Raw genomic sequence first — 17,856 nt, 5'->3', positions numbered from 1 at the left:
GTGAATGCCCCATCGAGGGCAAGAGCAAGAGCCCCTCTCCCGGAGGGAGAGGGGACTGACCGCGCTGTACTTTCGAAGTACACCGACCTGAAATACCGAGTCGAACTAAGGTTTTGATAACCATGAAGATCTGCTCCCTTCCCCCTCGCCCCTTTGGGGGAGAGGGCTGGGGTGAGGGGGTAAGCTTTTGATCTGGCCCTTAAACCTGAGCAGTCCGCAGTTTTTCGCTGCGACCACGTAGCCATTCCAGCGTCAGCAACAGGATGACGGAGAAGGCAATCAGCAAAGTAGCGGCAGCGGCAATCGTCGGGCTGAGGTTCTCACGAATCCCGCTAAACATTTGCCGAGGCAACGTCGCCTGCTCGGGCCCTGCCAGAAACAACGTCACCACCACCTCATCAAACGAAGTCGCAAACGCAAACAGCGCCCCGGAAATCACCCCCGGCGCAATCAGCGGCAAGGTCACCCGGCGGAACGCGGTCAGCGGCGATGCCCCCAGACTCGCCGCCGCACGCACCAGATTGTGATTAAACCCCTGCAACGTCGCCGACACCGTGATGATCACAAACGGCACACCCAGCACCGCATGCACGACGATCAGCGAGAAGAAACTGTTGCCCAGCCCCAACGGGGCGAAGAACAGATAACTCGCCACACCAATGATCACCACCGGCACCACCATCGGCGAAATCACCAGCGCCATCACCAAAGACTTACCGGGAAAGTCACCGCGAGTCAGGCCAATCGCCGCCAGCGTGCCAAAGACCATCGCCAGTACCGTCGCCGCCGGGGCGACGATGATGCTGTTCTTCAGTGCGCGCATCCATTCAGCTGAAGCGAAGAAGTCGTGATACCACTGCAGCGAAAAGCCCTGCAGCGGATACACCAGAAAGCTTCCCGAGTTGAACGACAGCGGAATGATCACCAGCACCGGCAGAATCAGGAACAACAGAATCAGGCCGCAGAGAATCCGCAGGCTGTAGAACCACGCCCGTTCAATGGGCGACATGTAAGGACTCAGCATCTCGAACTCCCCTTAGCTCAGGCGCAGGCGACTGGCGCCCACCAGCCAGCTGTAAATCAGATAAAGCACCACGGTCGCCAGCAGCAACAACCCGCCCAGTGCGGTGGCCATGCCCCAGTTGATGCTGGTGTTGGTGTAGAAGGCGACGAAGTAGCTGACCATTTGATCGTTCGGGCTGCCGAGCAGCGCCGGGGTGATGTAGTAGCCAATCGCGAGTATGAACACCAACAGGCAGCCAGCGCCGACACCGGCATAGGTCTGCGGGAAGTACACCCGCCAGAAACTGGCGAACGGGTGGCAGCCGAGGGAAATTGCGGCGCGCATGTAGGTCGGCGAGATGCCTTTCATCACGCTGTAGATCGGCAGAATCATGAACGGCAGCAGGATGTGCACCATCGAGATGTACACACCGGTGCGGTTGAACACCAGTTCCAGCGGTTTATCGATAATGCCCATGGCCATCAGACCGCTGTTGATCAGGCCGCCCGATTGCAGCAGCACGATCCACGCGGCGACGCGCACCAGGATCGAGGTCCAGAACGGCAGCAGCACCAGAATCATCAGCAGGTTGCTTTGCCGCGATGGCAGGTTTGCCAACAAATAAGCCAGTGGATAAGCCAGCAGCAGGCAGATCACGGTGATGACCAGGCCCATCCAGAAGGTGCGGGCGAAGATGTCGAGGTAGATCGCCTGGTCCGGGGTGGCCGGGGCGATTTCGCCAAGATCGTCGATGCGGTGGTCGACGGACGCCAGCAGGTAATAAGGCGTGATGCTGCTGGTGTTGCGTTTCACCGCCTGCCAGTAGGCCGGGTCGCCCCAGCGTTCGTCGAGTGCTTCGAGGGCTTCTTTATAAGAGGCCGGTTCGCTGGCGAACGGCAGCGCCCGGGCGGTTTTGGTCAGCAGACTGCGGTAGCCGGCCAACTCCATGTTCAAGCGCTTGGACAAATCGCCCAGCGTCTGGTTTTTGCGCGCTTCGGCGAGGTCTTCGCCGGCCGCTTTGTAGACCGGTTCAGCGGGCAGGCCACGGCCGTCCCAACTGGCGATGGCCGCCACGGTGCGCGGCATGCCGCCGACCACTTCGGGGTTGCCGACGCTTTTGTAGAGCAGCGCCACGATCGGCACCAGAAACACCAGCAACAGAAACAGCACCAGCGGCGCAATCAGCGCTTGAGCCTTCCAGCGGTTGACCCGCTCGGCGCGCTTGAGCTTCTGCTTCAAGGTGGGGCTGTTGCCCTCGGTCAGAGGAACGGCGATGGCCATGACGTACTCCGCAAATCTTTGATCGTTACAGAGGTGGCGAACCACCTCGATCGATTAATGCACACAGATCCAAATGTGGGAGCGAGCTTGCTCGCGAAGGCGGCGCATCAGTCGACATCAATGTTGAATGTACTGGCGCTTTCGCGAGCAAGCTCGCTCCCACAGGAGAGCGAGCCCTCCGTTATTTCGCCGCCCAGGAGTTGAAGCGCTGCTCCAGTTGCTCGCCGTTGTCAGCCCAGAAGCTGACGTCGATCTGCACCTGGTTGGCGATGTTTTCCGGGGTGGTCGGCATGTCTTTCAGGACATCCTTGGCCAGCAGCGGTACGGCCTGGGTGTTGGCCGGGCCGTAGGCGATGTTTTCCGAGTAGGTCTTCTGCTGTTGCGGCTGCACCGAGTAAGCGATGAATTTTTTCGCCGCTTCCGCACGCTTGGCGTCCAGACCTTTCGGAATGGCCCAGGCGTCGAAGTCGTAGATGCCGCCGTTCCACACCACTTTCAGGTTGGATTCTTTCTGCACGGCAGCGATGCGACCGTTGTAGACCGAGCTCATCACCACGTCACCGGAAGCGAGGTATTGCGGCGGTTGCGCGCCGGCTTCCCACCACTGGATGCTCGGCTTCAGCTCATCAAGTTTCTTGAAAGCGCGATCCTGGCCACCCTTGCTCGCCAGCTCTTTGTAGACGTCTTTCGGCGCCACACCATCGGCCATCAGAGCGAATTCGAGGGTGTACTTGGCACCTTTACGCAGGCCACGTTTGCCCGGGAATTTCTTGGTGTCCCAGAAATCCGCCCAACTGGTCGGTGCGGTTTTCAGCTTGTCGGCGTTGTAAGCGAGTACGGTCGACCAAACGAAGAAGCCCACGCCGCACGGCTGAATTGCGCCTTTGACGTAATCTTCAGTCTTGCCGAACAGTGCCGGGTCGAGCTGTTCGAACATGTCTTCGTCGCAACCACGGGACAGCTCTGGCGATTCAACTTCGACCAGATCCCACGACACGCTCTTGGTGTCGACCATGGCTTTGACCTTGGCCATTTCGCCGTTGTATTCGCCGGCGACGATCTTGCCGTTGCCCGCCGCTTCCCACGGTGCATAGAAGGCTTTGACTTGCGCCGCCTTGTTCGCCCCGCCAAACGACACCACGGTCAAATCCGGGCCAGCGGCCATCGCGCTGGCCGCACCCATCAGGCCCAGGGTCAGGGCGGTGAACTTCAGGGATCTCAACATTTATTGTTCTCTCCACGTGCAGGGTTGGTGTTGGTATTGCCGGGGCGATTAATGCGCCTCTAGAAGTGGGTCGAGCGCGCGAACGTGCTCGACCTGCCAGCCAAGCGGAACCACGTCACCGACGGCGAGCGCAGGATCGAGCTCGGCAATCGGCTGTTTCACGAAGAAGTCGGTCTTGCCGCAGACTTCCAGGCGCACCCGGACGTGGTCGCCCAGATAGATGAATTCCGCCACCCTCCCTGAGAAGCGGTTAACGCATTGATCGCTCGAACCGTTGAGGCTGACGCGCTCCGGACGGATCGACAAAGTCACCGGTTCGCCGGTCTGGCCGACATTAACCGCCAGCGCCTCGACCTTTTCGCCACGACCCAACTCGACCACGCAACGCTCGCCGCTCTGGCTGAGCAGGCGACCGTTGAGGCGGTTGTTCTCGCCGATGAAGTTGGCGACAAAGGTGTTTTTCGGTTCTTCATAAAGGGTTCGCGGTGGGGCGATCTGCTGGATTTCGCCTTGATGGAACACCGCGACGCGGTCGGACATGGTCAGCGCTTCACCCTGATCGTGGGTCACGTAGACCACGGTCACGCCGAGGCGCTGGTGCAGGTGTTTGATTTCCATCTGCATGTGTTCACGCAGTTGTTTGTCGAGGGCGCCGAGCGGTTCATCCATCAGCACCAGTTGCGGTTCGAACACCAGCGCACGGGCCAAGGCCACGCGTTGCTGTTGACCGCCGGACAGTTGCGCCGGATAGCGCGAAGCGAACGCATCGAGCTGAACCATGCTGAGGACTTTCTTCACCCGGTCACTCACATCGCTTTTGTTCAGGCCACGCACGGTCAGCGGGAACGCCAGGTTTTCCGCCACGGTCATGTGCGGAAACAGTGCGTAGTTCTGGAACACCATGCCGATGTCGCGCTTGTGCGGCGGCACATTGTTGATCGAGCGCCCGGCCAGCAAAATCTCGCCGGCGGTCGGTGTTTCGAAACCGGCGAGCATCATCAGGCTGGTGGTCTTGCCGGAACCGGACGGCCCGAGCAGGGTGAGGAATTCGCCTTTGCGGATGTCCAGGTTGAGGTCTTTGACGATCAGGTTCTCGCCGTCGTAGCTCTTCTGCACTCCACGAAAGCTGACCAGCACATCACTGGCCCCTGCGTTTGTATCGACCTGGCTCATACCCACACCTTTGTTGTTGATGACTGCTTGTAGATTAAGCCTAGTGGTTGCTGACAGGCACGCAAATCGGGGCGCAGGAGAGAATCGCCTCAGCCGGATGGAAGGTTGGGGGTAGGGATTGCCCTACAAGGATGGCGCTAATGGATACGGCAGCTGCGACGCCGAGCTGCAAGCCGCAAGAACAAGCAAAAGCCCCTGTCGCTCACAGATATGCCCACGCGGTCTACTGTAGGAGCTGCCGAAGGCTGCGATCTTTTGACTTTATAAACAGCAGGATCAAAAGATCGCAGCCTTCGGCAACTCCTACAGGGGGCGGGTTTAGAGGAGTTTGTGTTCCATCGCGTATTTGACCAGTTCGGCCAGCGAGGTGATGTTGAGCTTCTGCATCAGCCGCGCCTTGTGGGTGCTGATGGTTTTGCTGCTCAGCGCCAGTTGCTGGGCGATGTCGTTGACGTTGGCGCCTTGAGCCAGGCGCTCGAACACCGAGAATTCGCGTTCGGACAGCAGCGAGTGCAGCGGCCGCGCATCGGTCAGGCCGACTTCGAAGACCATACGATCGGCCAGATCCGGATCGATATAGCGCCCACCCGCCGCGACTTTGCGAATGGCGGTGAGCAACAGCGCCGGATCACTGTCCTTGGTCGCATACCCGGCCGCGCCGACTTTTAATGCTCGCGCAGCCATCTGCGCTTCGTCGTGCATCGACAGCACCAGAATCGCCGGCGGATTGTTCAACGCGCGAATCCGCGGGATCGCTTCAAGTCCGTTGACGCCGGGCATAGAGATATCGAGCAGCACCACCTCGCACGGTACGCTGCGCAGGGTTTCGAGCAGTTGCTCGCCATTGCTCGCCTCGCCCACCACTTGCAGATCCTTGGCCAGGCCGATCAATTGTTTGATGCCTTCACGGACGATGGTGTGGTCTTCAGCTACCAGTACACGGATCACTTGCCTCTCCTCGATATTTGGATTGACGCTAAAAGATCGCAGCCTGCGGCAGCTCCTACATTGAACGCATTCCCCTGTAGGAACTGCCGAAGGCTGCGATCTTTTAGCGATCCAGCGGCACCCACACTTTAAGACTGGTGCCCTCCCCCGGTTCACTCTCCAGCACCAGCCGCCCGCCCATGATCAGCACCCGCTCACGCATGCCCACCAGCCCAAACGAAGTCGGCCGACCGGCAGCGGCGACAAATCCTACGCCATCATCACTGACAGTCAGACATAACTCGTCGCCTTCCAGCACCAGCGTCAGTTCCACAGTATGCGCCTGGGCATGACGCATCACATTGGTCAGCGCCTCCTGCAAAATCCGAAACAACCCTATCGCCTTGGCATCGCTCAGCGCCGGCAGATTGTCCGGCACCTGCACCAGACACGGAATCTGCGTACGCGCTTCAAATCGCCGTGCCTGCCATTCGATCGCCGAGGCAATCCCGGCATCGAGAATTGGCGGTCGCAGCGCCGTCGCCACATCGCGAACCAGCTGAAACAACTGAGCGATCAGGCGTTTCATACTGTTCAGCCGTTCGTTCAGACCGGGATCAAGTTGCGCGTAGGCCAGTTCGCACATCGATGTTTCCAGTTTCAGCACCGTCAACATCTGCCCCAGTTCATCGTGAACCTCACGAGCAATGCGCGCCTTCTCTTCTTCGCGCACGCTCTCAAGGTGCGCCGACAGTTCGCGCAGTTGCTCGCGCGATGCCGCCAGCTCCAGTTCGATACGCTTGCTTTCGGTGATGTCCCAGACGATGCCGTCCCACACGTAGGCGCCATCCTCCAGTTGCCGGGTGATCGCCTTGATCTCGGCCCAGCGCTGCTCGCCCTGACGCGTGAGGATTCGGCCCTGCCATGACCAGTCGCTGTCGGTGTCAAGCGCCTGATCCTGAGTGCGGTGGTAACTGGCTTTGTCATCCGGATGCACCAGACTGCGCAGGCCCATGTTGCGATGAGCGATAACGGCCGGTGCGTAGCCGACCAGACTTTCACTGCCCTCACTGATGTAGGCAAAGTCGATCTGCCCAGTCACTGGCGCCCGCTCCAGACGGAACACCAGCCCCGGCACGTTGGCGGCGATACCTTGCAGACGCGCCTCGCTTTCCTGCAAAGCCGCCAAAGCGCGACGGCGGTCGGTGACGTCGGTGAGGTACACCACCAGATATTCACTGTCGCGAAAACGCAGGAAACTCAGCGACACGTCCGCAGGCAAAACACTGCCGTCGGCGCGCACGCAACTGGTTTCGAAACTCAGCGGCCCTTCTTCGCTGGCCCGCGCGCGCTTCCACAGGTTGAGCCAGCGATCCATGTGCAGTCCCGGCTCGAAGTCGATCAGCGGTCGCTCGATCAATCCGCCTGAGGGATAACCGAGCATGACTTCCGCCGCGCGATTGGCGTAGCGCACATGGCTGTCCCAGTTGACCCAGAGTATGCCGACGGTGCTTTGATCGATGGAGAACTGCGTCAACCGCAGCGCCTCTTCACTGGCCGCGCGCAAGGCGATGTCTTCCCGGGCGGCCAGCAGTCGCTGTTCGAGGCTGTGCTGTTGGCGGCGCTGCCAGAACACGATCGCGACACAACTGAGCAGCATCACCGCGAACAACAGGCTGAGGTTCTGCCAGAACCCCGGCGACTCCGACAGTCGTGGATATTTCGGTTGCAGCCATTGATTGTGCAGTTGCTCGAGATCCTTGGCCGGGATCGCGCGCAGTGCACTTTGCACGATGCCGGCCAACTCTGGCCAATCGCGTCGCGAGCCGATTCGCAGCAGTTGCGGCAGGCCTATATCGCCTACTACCACCAGGTCCGAGAACTCCGGCTCTACCGACAAGCGTCCGAGTTGCGCCTCATCGACCACGGCGTAGGCGGCCTGCTGACTCAACAGCAACTGCAAGGCCTGACGCTCTAGCGGCACGCCTTGCAGGTTCAGATGCGGATAGTTGCCGCGCAGATAGTCGGCGGTGGTACTGGGCATGCGCACAGCGACACGGACGTGGCTATCGAGTTTCTCCAGATCGACTACGCCACTGGACTTCTGATCGCTGACCACCAATTGCGGCACGCGCATATAGGGATCGGAAAATTGCCACAGACGCAGGGCACTCGGAGTTTGGCTCAGGCCCGGAGCGATATCGATCTCGCCCTCGCGCACGGCGGTTTCCAGTTGCGCGAGATCCTGAAAATTGCGCCAGCTCAGTTCGACATTGAGCGCCTTGGCCAACAGCTTCATCAGTTCGACGTTGGCCCCGGACAGTCGCTGCAAGCGCCGGTCATATTGCGCATAAGGGGCTTGCAACACCAGACCGACGCGCAATTCATTGTGCTGTGCCAGCCACTGCTGCTGGCCCGCCGACAATTGCGCAACGTGGGCCGGGGGCGCAGGCGCCGCCCAGCCCATCAAGGGAAAGCACAAACAGCCGATAACCCACAGGCAGCAAAATCGCTTCATTGAAGTCTCATACACTGACAAATTCTGACCAACCCATTAGGCTGCCGGGATACTTTCTGGCCTGGAATAACCGATGCCCTCTGTCTACCGCCTGGCAATGCCAGCATTGTGCCTGTCGCTGATCCTGCCTTGTGCGTTTTCCGTCAACGCCGCCGACCCTGCCCCTGCGGCGGAAAAACCGGCAGAAGAAAAACCGGCCGAACGCCAGCCACTGCTTGAGCGTAGTCAGGAAGAGGCCGCCGCACTGGAACGTAAAGTCCCGGCGCAAGAACAACAACAGTTGCAGGCTGGCAGCGACACCTTTCTCGCCCTGTGGAAACCGGCCAACACCGCCGAGCCCAAAGGCGCGGTGATCATCATCCCTGGCGCCGGCGAAACCGCCGACTGGCCGCAGGCAATCGGCCCGTTGCGGCGCAAACTGCCGGATGCAAAATGGAGCAGCCTGAGTATCACTCTGCCCGACCTGCAAAGCGACGCCATCGCACCGCGCGTGGTTGAAGCGCCGGTTGCGCCGAAAGCACCGGAGTCGGGTAGCAAGGACTCCACCACCGCGCAGCCAATTGAACAAGCCGCTGGCGGTGAAGCCGAAGTGGCGGATCAAGTGGTCGCCGAAACCACAGAAGAGCAATCCAAGGCTGACGCCGAACGCATCTTCGCGCGCATCGACGCCGCGATTGCCTATGCCGAACAGCAGAGTGCGCGCAGCATTGTCGTGCTCGGTCATGGCACCGGGGCTTATTGGGCGGCGCGTTATCTCAGCGAGAAACAGAGTGCGCAGGTGGAGAAGTTTGTGATGGTCGATGCGCAGACACCGGCCAAAGCCAAACCGGCATTGGCGGAACTGACACTGACATTGAAATTGCCGACCGCAGATATTTTCTACATGGACAAAGCGCTGGATCGCAACGCAGCGCTGGAGCGTATGCAGGCGAGCAAGCGGTTGAAGACCTCGGCGTTTAGCCAGGTGGCTTTGCAGGCGTTGCCGGACAAGAAGGCTGAGCAGGAACAGTTGGTTCGTCGGGTGCGCGGCTGGTTGAATCCACAGAACACCGACTGATAACAGCAAAAGCAAAAGATCGCAGCCTGCGGCAGCTCCTACAGGAAACGCATTCCAAGGTAGGAGCTGCCGAAGGCTGCGATCTTTTGATCTTCAACGGTTAGCGAAAATCCCGCCGCTCACGAATCAGCGTGTAGGCATTGTGCAGCTCGCGGGTTTTATCGGTCGCTTCACGCACCTGCGCTGGGGTCGCCCCCGTCCCGGCAATCTTGTCCGGATGATGACGACTGAGCAGACGCCGATAGGCTCGCTTGATCTGCGCCGGTTCGCTGGACGCCGACACGCCCAATAAACGCATCGCCTCCTGATAACTTACCGCAGCGCTGACGATCGGTCGTTTGCCCGGCTCGTAATCATTGGCCAGCGCCTGAACCTGATGCGTCGTCCAGCCCAGCCATTTGCCCCACTGCGCCAACAATTCACGCTCGCTGACGCCCGCGCGACCATCGGCCCAGACCATCCGCCAACACGCCCGCAACACACCTTCGGCCGCGTGGGGTTGTCCGCTCAGGCGCCGCAAATAGCCGCGCAGATTGTCATTTTCCGACTTGCCACGGTTGAACGCAGCAATCGCCCGACGCGTCGCCGGCTCGCTCATTTCCAGCGCACGCATTTCATTGCGCGCCTGCTGGATATGCCCGTCCGTGACCCGACCGTCACTCTTGGCCAGACGCCCGAGCAACACAAACAACAGTTCGTCGTTGCGCAGCATCGGCCGACCGCCGAGCTTTTCCCGCAAGTGTCCCCAGCTCTGCAAGTGCAAGCGCCGATCCAGCGCTTGCCCCAACAATGCCCCAAGCATGGCCCCCGGAATGCTGGCAATTGCAAAACCCGCTCCGGCTCCAATCAGAGTCCCTGGCCACAACATGTCAGCGACTCGCTTCTATCAATGCTTCAGCTTCGGCCAGACGCTCGTGCGTGCCGACATCCACCCAGTGACCTTTCAGGCGTTCGCCGGTGACTTCGCCTTTCGCCATGGCTTTGCGCAACAACGGCGCCAGTTTGAAAGCGCCGTCCGCACAGCCGTCGAACAGCTGCGGATGGAGTACGGCGATGCCGCTGTAAGTCAGGGTCGCGGCGTCGGCTTGGCCATCGATTACCCGACCATCGACCAGGGAAAAGTCGCCAGTCGGGTGATGCGCCGGATTGTCCGCCAGCACCAGATGTGCGAGTCCGTTGATCGGCTGATGCAACACGCTGAAGTCGTAATCGGTCCAGATATCACCGTTCACCACCAGGAAGGCGTCATCGCCGAGCAACGGCAGTGCACGGAAAATCCCGCCGCCGGTTTCCAGCGGCTCGCCTTCCGGCGAATACTGAATGCTCACGCCAAATTGCGAACCGTCGCCCAGGTAATCTTCGATCTGCTGACCGAGCCAGGCGTGATTGATCACAATCTCGTTGAACCCAGCAGCCGCGAGCGCGCGCAGGTGATATTCGATCAGGGGAACACCGCCGGCACGCACCAGTGGTTTCGGCGTGGTCAGGGTCAGCGGGCGCATACGCTCGCCTTTGCCTGCAGCCAGAATCATTGCCTTCATGCTGATGCTCCACCCCGCAGGCTGGTGAACAGCGCTTGCAGCTCCGCCAATTCAGGACGACGCGCAATCACCGCCTCTATATAAGAGAAGAAACGCGGTACGTCGGCCAGATAACGCGGTTTGCCATCACGATGACAAATACGCGCGAAGATGCCGATGACTTTCAGGTGGCGTTGCACGCCCATCAGGTCGCTGGCACGCAGGAAGTCTTCGAAGTCCGGCTGCACCGGAATGTTCAGCGCCGAGGCTTGTTGCCAGTAGCTTTGCAGCCAGCCGCGCACACGCTCTTCAGGCCAACTGAGGAAGGCATCCTTGAACAGGCAAGTCACGTCGTAGGTCACCGGGCCGTAGACCGCATCCTGGAAATCCAGTACGCCGGGGTTCGGCTCGCTGAGCATCAGGTTGCGTGGCATGTAGTCGCGGTGCACCAGTACTTTGGGCTGCGCGAGTGCGCTGTCGATCAGCAGATCGCTGACCTGTTGCCATTGTTGTTGCTGGGTCGAATCGAATTCGACGCCGAGCTCATGCTTGACGTACCACTCAGGGAACAGTTCCAGCTCCCGACGCAGCAAGGCAACGTCGTAACTTGGCAACGGCGCGACCATCGGCAATTGCTGAAAAGCCAAAAGCGCTTGCAGGGCATCACTGAATAATGCGTCGGCATTTTCGCCGTCGATCACGTCGAGATAGGTCTTGTTGCCCAGGTCATTGAGCAAAAGAAATCCGCGCTCGAGGTCCTCGGCATAAATTTTCGGCACATTTATTCCGGATTTCGCCAGCAAAAAAGCGATATCCACGAACGGTTTGCAGTTTTCCTGGGGTGGCGGCGCGTCCATCACGACGAAGCTGCGCCCCTCACCTTCCCAGCGGAAGTAACGGCGGAAACTCGCGTCGCTGCTGGCCGCAGTCAACGTGGCCGGGGGCACGGAGCCCCAGCCCTGATCTGCAAACAGGATTGCCAACTGCTCATCGAGCCAAACTTTCAGGTGTTGCAAGCGTACATCTTGGTCAGGCATTGCAAGGGTCTCCGACGGCGCTAGCCGTCAAGCGGGTCATGCTTTATTATCCAGCATCTTTTTCAGACCATCGAGAGGCGTGCGGCCCACACCGCGGGCAGATGGCACGCAGGAAGCCCGGACTAATAAGATGGCATTGAAATCCCCCGCGTTTCGTAAAAAATTTCCGTTGTTGGTAACCGGCAGTCTGCTGGCTATGCAACCTCTGGCCAGTCAATTCGTTGTTGCCGCCGAGCAGTATGACTGCTCCGTCTCGGCTTCGGGTGGTTGGGCCTGTGCGCCCAAATCAACCGCTGCTGCGTTGCCGCCGCGCCCGGTGCATGACGGCAGTGCCGTCAGCGCTACCGGCGAAGCGGCGACCGAGAACGGTTCGGCTGCCGACACAGCGCCTAAAACGGCGCTGGTCACCGAAGCCAAGGGCCGCGGTCTGAAATCCCGTAGCGAAGACTTCAGTCACCTCGACTGGGTTCCGCGCGAGAAGCTCACCGCCGCCCAATTGGCCGAGACCGGACCTTACTGCTCTGGTGCCTATATCGAACCGATTCGTCCTGGCATGAATGACAAGACGAATAAAAGCGATGCTCCGACCTTTATCGGCGCAAAAGCCTCGCGCTATAACACCGATGACCAAGTCGGTACGCTGGCCGGCGATGTCGTCCTGCGTCAGGGCAGCATGCAGGTCGAGTCCGACGAGGCCAGCCTGTATCAGGCCGAGAGCCGCGCCGAACTCAATGGCGATGTGCGTATCCGCGACAACGGCGCGCTGATCGTTGGCGACCACGCCGACGTGCAGCTCGACACCGGTGAAGCCAAAGTCGACAACGCCGAATACGTGATGCACAAATCGCGCATCCGCGGTAACGCGCTGTACGCCAAGCGTGCCGAGAACGCGATCATCCGTCTGAAGGACGGCACGTACACCACGTGCGAACCGAACAGCAACGCCTGGCAGCTCAAGGGCAACAACATCACCTTGAACCCGGCCACCGGTTTCGGTACCGCGACCAACGTGACGCTGCGCGTAAAAGACATTCCGATTCTGTACACGCCGTACATCTACTTCCCGATCGACGACCGTCGTCAGTCGGGTTTCCTGCCGCCGACCATTGGCAGCGGCAGCGACACCGGCTTCATGCTGGTTACACCGTACTACTTCAACCTGGCACCGAACTACGACGCCACGTTGTACCCGCGTTACATGAGCAAGCGTGGCATGTTGGTGGAGGGTGAGTTCCGTTACCTGACCAAGTCGAGTGAAGGTCAGTTTGGTGCGGCGTACCTCAATGACGAGGACGATGATCGCAAAGGCCAAACCGACTACGATAAAACCCGCTACATGTATAACTGGCAGCACAAGGGCGGTCTCGACTCTCGCGTGTTCACCGAGGTTGATTACACCAAGATCAGCGATCCGTATTACTTCCAGGATCTGCAAACCGATCAGATTGGTGTGAAAAGCAGCGACTACGTGAACCAGCAGGGCGCGATCACCTACCGTGGTGACAGCTATACCGCGCGCCTGAATGCTCAGCAGTACCAGCTGGCGACTGTTTCCAACATCACCCCGTATGGTCGCCTGCCGCAGATCACCTTCAATGGTCAGCTGCCGTACCACCCGGAAGGTTTGAACTTCGATTACGAGACCGAGCTTGTTCGGTTTGATCGTGATTTGAAAACCGGCAACTTTGTTAACGAAGATGGCACTGTTGATCGCCGTCTCGACAACAATGTCCAAGGACTCGACCGCGCGAACGGCGATCGGTTGAACCTTAAGCCGGGTGTCAGCCTGCCGATGAACTGGACTTATGGCTTCCTGAAGCCATCGCTGAAGTATCAGTACACTCAGTATCAGTTGGACCTGGACGGTACTGGTAAATCGCAGATTGTCACGCAGCAAAACGCAGCAGCTGCAGCCGGCACTGATTACGTCGGCGGCAAGTTCGACAGCAACCAGAACCGTGGTGTACCGATTGCCAGCATCGACAGCGGTTTGTACTTCGACCGCAACACACAGTTCTTCGGCAAAAACTATCGTCAAACCCTAGAACCACGCCTGTTCTACCTTTATGTTCCCGAGGTGGATCAAGAAGACATTCCAGTATTTGACACCAGCGAATACACCTTCAACTACGCCTCGCTGTTCCGCGACAACCGCTTCTCTGGCTCCGACCGTGTCGGCGACGAGAACAAACTGTCGCTGGGCGTAACCAGCCGCTGGATCGAAGATGATGGCTTCGAACGTCAACGCATCAGTGTTGGTCAGGCTCTGTACTTCAAGGACCGTGAAGTTCAACTGCCTGGCATCGCATTCAAGGATCGTGATGACGCGAAATCCAACGTCTCGCCTTACGCACTGGAATACGAATACCGCTGGAACCGCGATTGGCGTACCACGGCCGACTACAACTGGGATCCAGACAGCCGCAGCCCGCGTTCCGGCAGTGCGATGTTCCACTACCAGCCTGAAGACAACCCGAACAAGGTCATCAACGCCGGCTATCGCTATCGCAATGACCAGGTCCGCTACGACCAGAACACCGGTAAGTGGTCGGTGGGTGGTGGTGACTACGGCACCCCTGGCCAGCCTGGCTACGTGAAGGACTACTACAAGATCGAGCAGCATGACTTCTCGGTCATCTGGCCGATCGTTCCGCAGTGGAACGCGATCAGCCGCTGGCAGTACGACTACAACCGTAACCGTACCCTGGAAGCGTTCGGTGGTTTCGAGTACGACAACTGCTGCTGGAAACTGCGCCTGATCAACCGTTACTGGGTTTCCTATGACGAGTTCAGTCAGAACGCCCCGGAAAACGAAAAAGGCGACCATGGCATCTTCCTCCAAATTGTTCTGAAGGGACTCGGCGGCCTCACCGGCGCCAAGGTAGAGAGCTTCCTCGACAAAGGCATTCAAGGTTATCGTGAACGTGAAGACCAAGCTTTCTGATTGTCTGCGCCCGCTGATGCTGGGCGCGCTGTTCCTGGGTACTGCGGCTAACGCCGCAGTCCAATCCATCGATAAAGTGGTAGCGATTGTCGACAACGACGTGGTCATGCAGAGCCAACTGGACCAGCGCGTCCACGAAGTGCAGCAGACCATCGCCAAGCGTGGTGGCGGCTTGCCGCCTCCTGGTGTACTGGATCAACAGGTGCTTGAGCGCCTGATCGTCGAAAACCTGCAACTGCAGATCGGCGAACGCTCCGGCATCCGCATCACCGACGAAGAGCTGAACCAGGCAGTCGGCACCATTGCCCAGCGCAACAACATGACGGTTGAGCAATTCCGTGCCGCCCTGGCTCGCGACGGTCTGAACTATGACGACGCCCGTGATCAGATCAAGCGCGAAATGATCATCAGCCGTGTACGTCAGCGTCGTGTGGCAGAACGCATTCAGGTCTCCGAGCAGGAAGTGAAGAACTTCCTCGCCTCCGACCTGGGCAAAATGCAACTGTCCGAAGAACTGCATTTGGCCAACATCCTGATCCCGACGCCGGAAAGCGCCAACTCTGATGCAATTCAGAGTGCTGCCCGTCAGGCCATGGAGGTTTACCAGCAACTCAAGCAAGGCGCCGACTTCGGTCAGATGGCCGTTGCCAAGTCCGGCAGCGACAACGCTCTGGAAGGCGGCGACATGGGCTGGCGTAAAGCCGCGCAACTGCCACCGCCGTTCGACCGCGAGTTGAGCAGCATGGCCGTCGGCGACATCACGCAACCTGCCCGCACGCCGGGTGGTTTCATCATCCTCAAGCTGCTGGCAAAACGTGGTGGCGAAGCGCAGATGCGCGACGAAGTGCATGTTCGTCACATTCTGGTGAAGCCAAGCCCGATTCGTGATGAAGCGAAGACCAAGGCGCTGGTTCAATCTTTGTACGAACGCATCGTCGCCGGTGAAGACTTCGCCACTCTGGCGAAAAGCTACTCCGAAGACCCGGGCTCGGCGCTTAACGGCGGCGACCTGAACTGGATCGACCCGAACGCATTGGTACCGGAATTCCGCGAAGTGATGGCCAAGACCCCACAAGGTCAGCTGTCCAAGCCGTTCCAGACCCAATACGGCTGGCACGTTCTGGAAGTCCTTGGCCGCCGCGCTACCGACAGCACCGAACAAGCCCGCGAGCAGCAAGCCATGACCGTACTGCGTAACCGCAAATACGACGAAGAGCTGCAAACCTGGCTGCGTCAGATCCGTGACGAAGCGTACGTAGAGATCAAACTCCCTGGTGCAGACCAGGCAGCGCAGTGAAACCCCAGCGTTTCGCGCTGACACCCGGCGAACCAGCCGGCATCGGTCCCGACCTGTGCCTGCTGCTCGCCTCGCAAGCCCAGCCACATCCCCTGATTGCCATCACCAGCCGCGACCTGCTCTCCGAGCGGGCCGTGCAGTTGGGGCTGGCCGTCACTTTGCTGGATGTTGCGCCTGGCATCTGGCCGGATGCTCCTGCACCCGCAGGCAGCCTGTATGTCTGGGACACACCACTCAGCGCTCCCGTGGTTGCCGGGCAACTGGACAAAGCCAACGCCGCATTCGTCCTCGAGACCTTGACCCGCGCCGGCAATGGCTGCCTGAAGGGTGATTTCGCCGGAATGATCACCGCACCTGTGCACAAAGGCGTGATCAACGAGTCCGGCATCGCCTTTTCCGGGCACACGGAATTTCTCGCTGACCTGACCCACACCGCCCAAGTGGTGATGATGCTCGCCACCCGCGGTTTGCGCGTGGCACTGGTCACCACTCACCTGCCCCTGCGCGAGATTGCCGACGCAATCACACCCGAACGGCTGGAGCGCGTGACACGGATCCTGCACAGCGACCTGCAAAATAAATTCGGCATCGCCCGCCCGCGCATCCTGGTTTGCGGACTCAACCCGCACGCCGGTGAAGGCGGACACCTGGGCCATGAAGAAATCGACATCATTGAACCGACATTAGAGCGCCTGCGCGGCGAGGGCATGGACCTTCGTGGCCCGCTGCCTGCCGACACTCTGTTTACCCCCAAATATCTGGAGCACTGCGACGCAGTGCTGGCGATGTACCACGACCAGGGTTTGCCTGTGCTTAAGTACAAAGGCTTCGGCGCTGCCGTCAACGTGACCCTTGGTCTGCCGATCATCCGCACGTCGGTCGATCACGGCACCGCCCTGGATCTGGCCGGCAGCGGCAAGATCGATACCGGCAGCCTGCAAGTCGCCCTGGAAACCGCCTACCAGATGGCCGAGACCCGTTTATGACCGAGCAATACCAACACAAGGCGCGCAAACGCTTTGGCCAGAACTTCCTGCACGATGCCGGCGTCATCGACCGCATCCTGCGCTCCATCAGCGCCAAGTCCGAAGATCGCCTGCTGGAAATCGGCCCGGGCCAGGGCGCACTGACCGCCGGCCTGCTCAACTCCGGCGCACAACTCGACGTAGTGGAACTGGACAAGGATCTGATCCCGATCCTCAACCAGCAGTTTGCCGGCAAGAGCAACTTCAACCTGCATCAGGGCGATGCACTGAAGTTCGACTTCAACACGCTCAACGCTGCGCCAAACAGCCTGCGTGTGGTTGGCAACCTGCCGTACAACATCTCCACGCCGCTGATTTTTCACCTGCTGAACAATGCCGGCATCATTCGCGACATGCACTTCATGCTGCAGAAAGAAGTGGTCGAGCGTCTGGCTGCAGGCCCGGGTGGTGGTGACTGGGGTCGTCTGTCGATCATGGTTCAGTACCACTGCCGTGTAGAACATCTGTTCAACGTGGGTCCCGGCGCGTTCAACCCGCCGCCGAAGGTCGACTCGGCCATCGTCCGCTTGGTGCCGCACGCCGTACTGCCGCACCCGGCCAAGGATCACAAGCTGCTGGAGCGCGTGGTGCGCGAAGCGTTCAACCAACGCCGCAAGACCTTGCGCAACACCCTCAAGCAATTGCTCAGCAATGCCGAGATCGAAGCCGCCGGCGTCGATGGCAGCTTGCGTCCGGAGCAACTGGATCTGGCCGCGTTCGTACGTCTGGCCGACCAGCTCGCCATACAAGTCCCGGCCTCCCCCGCCGCCGACTGACAAACGATGAACGCTATCGGGCAGGACGCCACTCTGGTTTACTGCCCGATACTTGCCTAGACTGATTCCCCAT

14 protein-coding genes are annotated in these 17,856 nt (G+C 59.7%); 5 read left to right on the top strand and 9 right to left on the bottom strand.

The genetic code is table 11. The features are described 5' to 3' along the window. Window positions 1–199: 199 nt before the first annotated feature. The 6 genes from ACOYXE_RS25500 to ACOYXE_RS25475 form a co-directional block, all read right to left on the bottom strand. The gene (locus tag ACOYXE_RS25500; RefSeq protein WP_160059640.1) at window positions 200–1,024 is read right to left on the bottom strand and encodes an ABC transporter permease; all 825 of its coding nucleotides are present in this window, start codon (window positions 1,022–1,024) and stop codon (window positions 200–202) included. A 12-nt stretch (window positions 1,025–1,036) separates the two neighbouring features. Next, a complete protein-coding gene (locus tag ACOYXE_RS25495) occupies window positions 1,037–2,284 on the bottom strand; it encodes an ABC transporter permease (RefSeq protein ID WP_160059641.1) in 1,248 nt (415 codons plus the stop codon). Between the two features lie 181 nt (window positions 2,285–2,465). Beyond that, entirely contained in the window at window positions 2,466–3,509 is a 1,044-nt protein-coding gene (locus ACOYXE_RS25490) for an ABC transporter substrate-binding protein (protein WP_460926814.1), read from the bottom strand. A 48-nt stretch (window positions 3,510–3,557) separates the two neighbouring features. Then, a complete protein-coding gene (locus ACOYXE_RS25485; protein WP_134177997.1) occupies window positions 3,558–4,682 on the bottom strand; it encodes an ABC transporter ATP-binding protein in 1,125 nt (374 codons plus the stop codon). A 318-nt stretch (window positions 4,683–5,000) separates the two neighbouring features. Further along, complete coding sequence (locus ACOYXE_RS25480; protein WP_116028308.1) at window positions 5,001–5,630, bottom strand: response regulator; 630 nt, start codon at window positions 5,628–5,630, stop codon at window positions 5,001–5,003. Between the two features lie 103 nt (window positions 5,631–5,733). Then, a complete protein-coding gene (locus ACOYXE_RS25475; RefSeq protein ID WP_460926813.1) occupies window positions 5,734–8,127 on the bottom strand; it encodes a PAS domain-containing sensor histidine kinase in 2,394 nt (797 codons plus the stop codon). Window positions 8,128–8,200: 73 nt separating this feature from the next. Between ACOYXE_RS25475 and ACOYXE_RS25470 the strand changes: the two genes are divergently transcribed. Continuing rightward, window positions 8,201–9,184 carry an alpha/beta hydrolase family protein gene (locus tag ACOYXE_RS25470; protein ID WP_460926812.1) on the top strand — a complete coding sequence of 328 codons (984 nt, stop codon included), beginning with the start codon at window positions 8,201–8,203 and terminating at the stop codon, window positions 9,182–9,184. A gap of 100 nt (window positions 9,185–9,284) precedes the next feature. Here ACOYXE_RS25470 and ACOYXE_RS25465 read toward each other — a convergent pair whose 3' ends face one another. Genes ACOYXE_RS25465 through ACOYXE_RS25455 form a run of 3 tightly spaced genes read right to left on the bottom strand, consistent with a single transcriptional unit; the run spans window position 9,285 to window position 11,741 of the window. Continuing rightward, window positions 9,285–10,052 carry a TerB family tellurite resistance protein gene (locus tag ACOYXE_RS25465; RefSeq protein WP_160059644.1) on the bottom strand — a complete coding sequence of 256 codons (768 nt, stop codon included), beginning with the start codon at window positions 10,050–10,052 and terminating at the stop codon, window positions 9,285–9,287. Window position 10,053: 1 nt separating this feature from the next. Next, window positions 10,054–10,725: an N-acetylmuramate alpha-1-phosphate uridylyltransferase MurU gene (murU, locus tag ACOYXE_RS25460; RefSeq protein WP_405122768.1), complete on the bottom strand. Its 672-nt coding sequence runs from the start codon at window positions 10,723–10,725 to the stop codon at window positions 10,054–10,056. Then, window positions 10,722–11,741, bottom strand: coding sequence for an aminoglycoside phosphotransferase family protein (locus ACOYXE_RS25455; RefSeq protein WP_160059646.1), 1,020 nt, complete (start codon window positions 11,739–11,741; stop codon window positions 10,722–10,724). Before ACOYXE_RS25455 ends, murU begins: the two co-directional genes overlap by 4 nt. A gap of 130 nt (window positions 11,742–11,871) precedes the next feature. Between ACOYXE_RS25455 and ACOYXE_RS25450 the strand changes: the two genes are divergently transcribed. Genes ACOYXE_RS25450 through rsmA form a run of 4 tightly spaced genes read left to right on the top strand, consistent with a single transcriptional unit; the run spans window position 11,872 to window position 17,783 of the window. After that, window positions 11,872–14,685 carry an LPS-assembly protein LptD gene (locus ACOYXE_RS25450; RefSeq protein WP_160059647.1) on the top strand — a complete coding sequence of 938 codons (2,814 nt, stop codon included), beginning with the start codon at window positions 11,872–11,874 and terminating at the stop codon, window positions 14,683–14,685. After that, a complete protein-coding gene (gene surA, locus ACOYXE_RS25445) occupies window positions 14,660–15,982 on the top strand; it encodes a peptidylprolyl isomerase SurA (protein ID WP_174244485.1) in 1,323 nt (440 codons plus the stop codon). The genes ACOYXE_RS25450 and surA overlap by 26 nt, the downstream gene beginning before the upstream one ends. Beyond that, a complete protein-coding gene (gene pdxA / locus ACOYXE_RS25440; RefSeq protein WP_460926811.1) occupies window positions 15,979–16,968 on the top strand; it encodes a 4-hydroxythreonine-4-phosphate dehydrogenase PdxA in 990 nt (329 codons plus the stop codon). The genes surA and pdxA overlap by 4 nt, the downstream gene beginning before the upstream one ends. Then, a complete protein-coding gene (rsmA, locus tag ACOYXE_RS25435) occupies window positions 16,965–17,783 on the top strand; it encodes a 16S rRNA (adenine(1518)-N(6)/adenine(1519)-N(6))-dimethyltransferase RsmA (protein WP_102900136.1) in 819 nt (272 codons plus the stop codon). Before pdxA ends, rsmA begins: the two co-directional genes overlap by 4 nt. The last annotated feature ends 73 nt before the right edge of the window (window positions 17,784–17,856 follow it).

The organism is Pseudomonas sp. MC6 (assembly GCF_054790575.1).
The sequence above is the reverse complement of the archived record's forward strand: the minus strand, read 5'-3'. Positions and strand labels throughout refer to the sequence as shown.

Coding starts and splice junctions, on each gene's coding strand:
- ACOYXE_RS25500 (WP_160059640.1), bottom strand. CDS start 1,024: ATGCTGAGTCCTTACATGTCGCCCATTGAACGGGCGTGGTTCTACAGC.
- ACOYXE_RS25495 (WP_160059641.1), bottom strand. CDS start 2,284: ATGGCCATCGCCGTTCCTCTGACCGAGGGCAACAGCCCCACCTTGAAG.
- ACOYXE_RS25490 (WP_460926814.1), bottom strand. CDS start 3,509: ATGTTGAGATCCCTGAAGTTCACCGCCCTGACCCTGGGCCTGATGGGT.
- ACOYXE_RS25485 (WP_134177997.1), bottom strand. CDS start 4,682: ATGAGCCAGGTCGATACAAACGCAGGGGCCAGTGATGTGCTGGTCAGC.
- ACOYXE_RS25475 (WP_460926813.1), bottom strand. CDS start 8,127: ATGAAGCGATTTTGCTGCCTGTGGGTTATCGGCTGTTTGTGCTTTCCC.
- ACOYXE_RS25470 (WP_460926812.1), top strand. CDS start 8,201: ATGCCCTCTGTCTACCGCCTGGCAATGCCAGCATTGTGCCTGTCGCTG.
- ACOYXE_RS25465 (WP_160059644.1), bottom strand. CDS start 10,052: ATGTTGTGGCCAGGGACTCTGATTGGAGCCGGAGCGGGTTTTGCAATT.
- murU (WP_405122768.1), bottom strand. CDS start 10,725: ATGAAGGCAATGATTCTGGCTGCAGGCAAAGGCGAGCGTATGCGCCCG.
- ACOYXE_RS25455 (WP_160059646.1), bottom strand. CDS start 11,741: ATGCCTGACCAAGATGTACGCTTGCAACACCTGAAAGTTTGGCTCGAT.
- ACOYXE_RS25450 (WP_160059647.1), top strand. CDS start 11,872: ATGGCATTGAAATCCCCCGCGTTTCGTAAAAAATTTCCGTTGTTGGTA.
- rsmA (WP_102900136.1), top strand. CDS start 16,965: ATGACCGAGCAATACCAACACAAGGCGCGCAAACGCTTTGGCCAGAAC.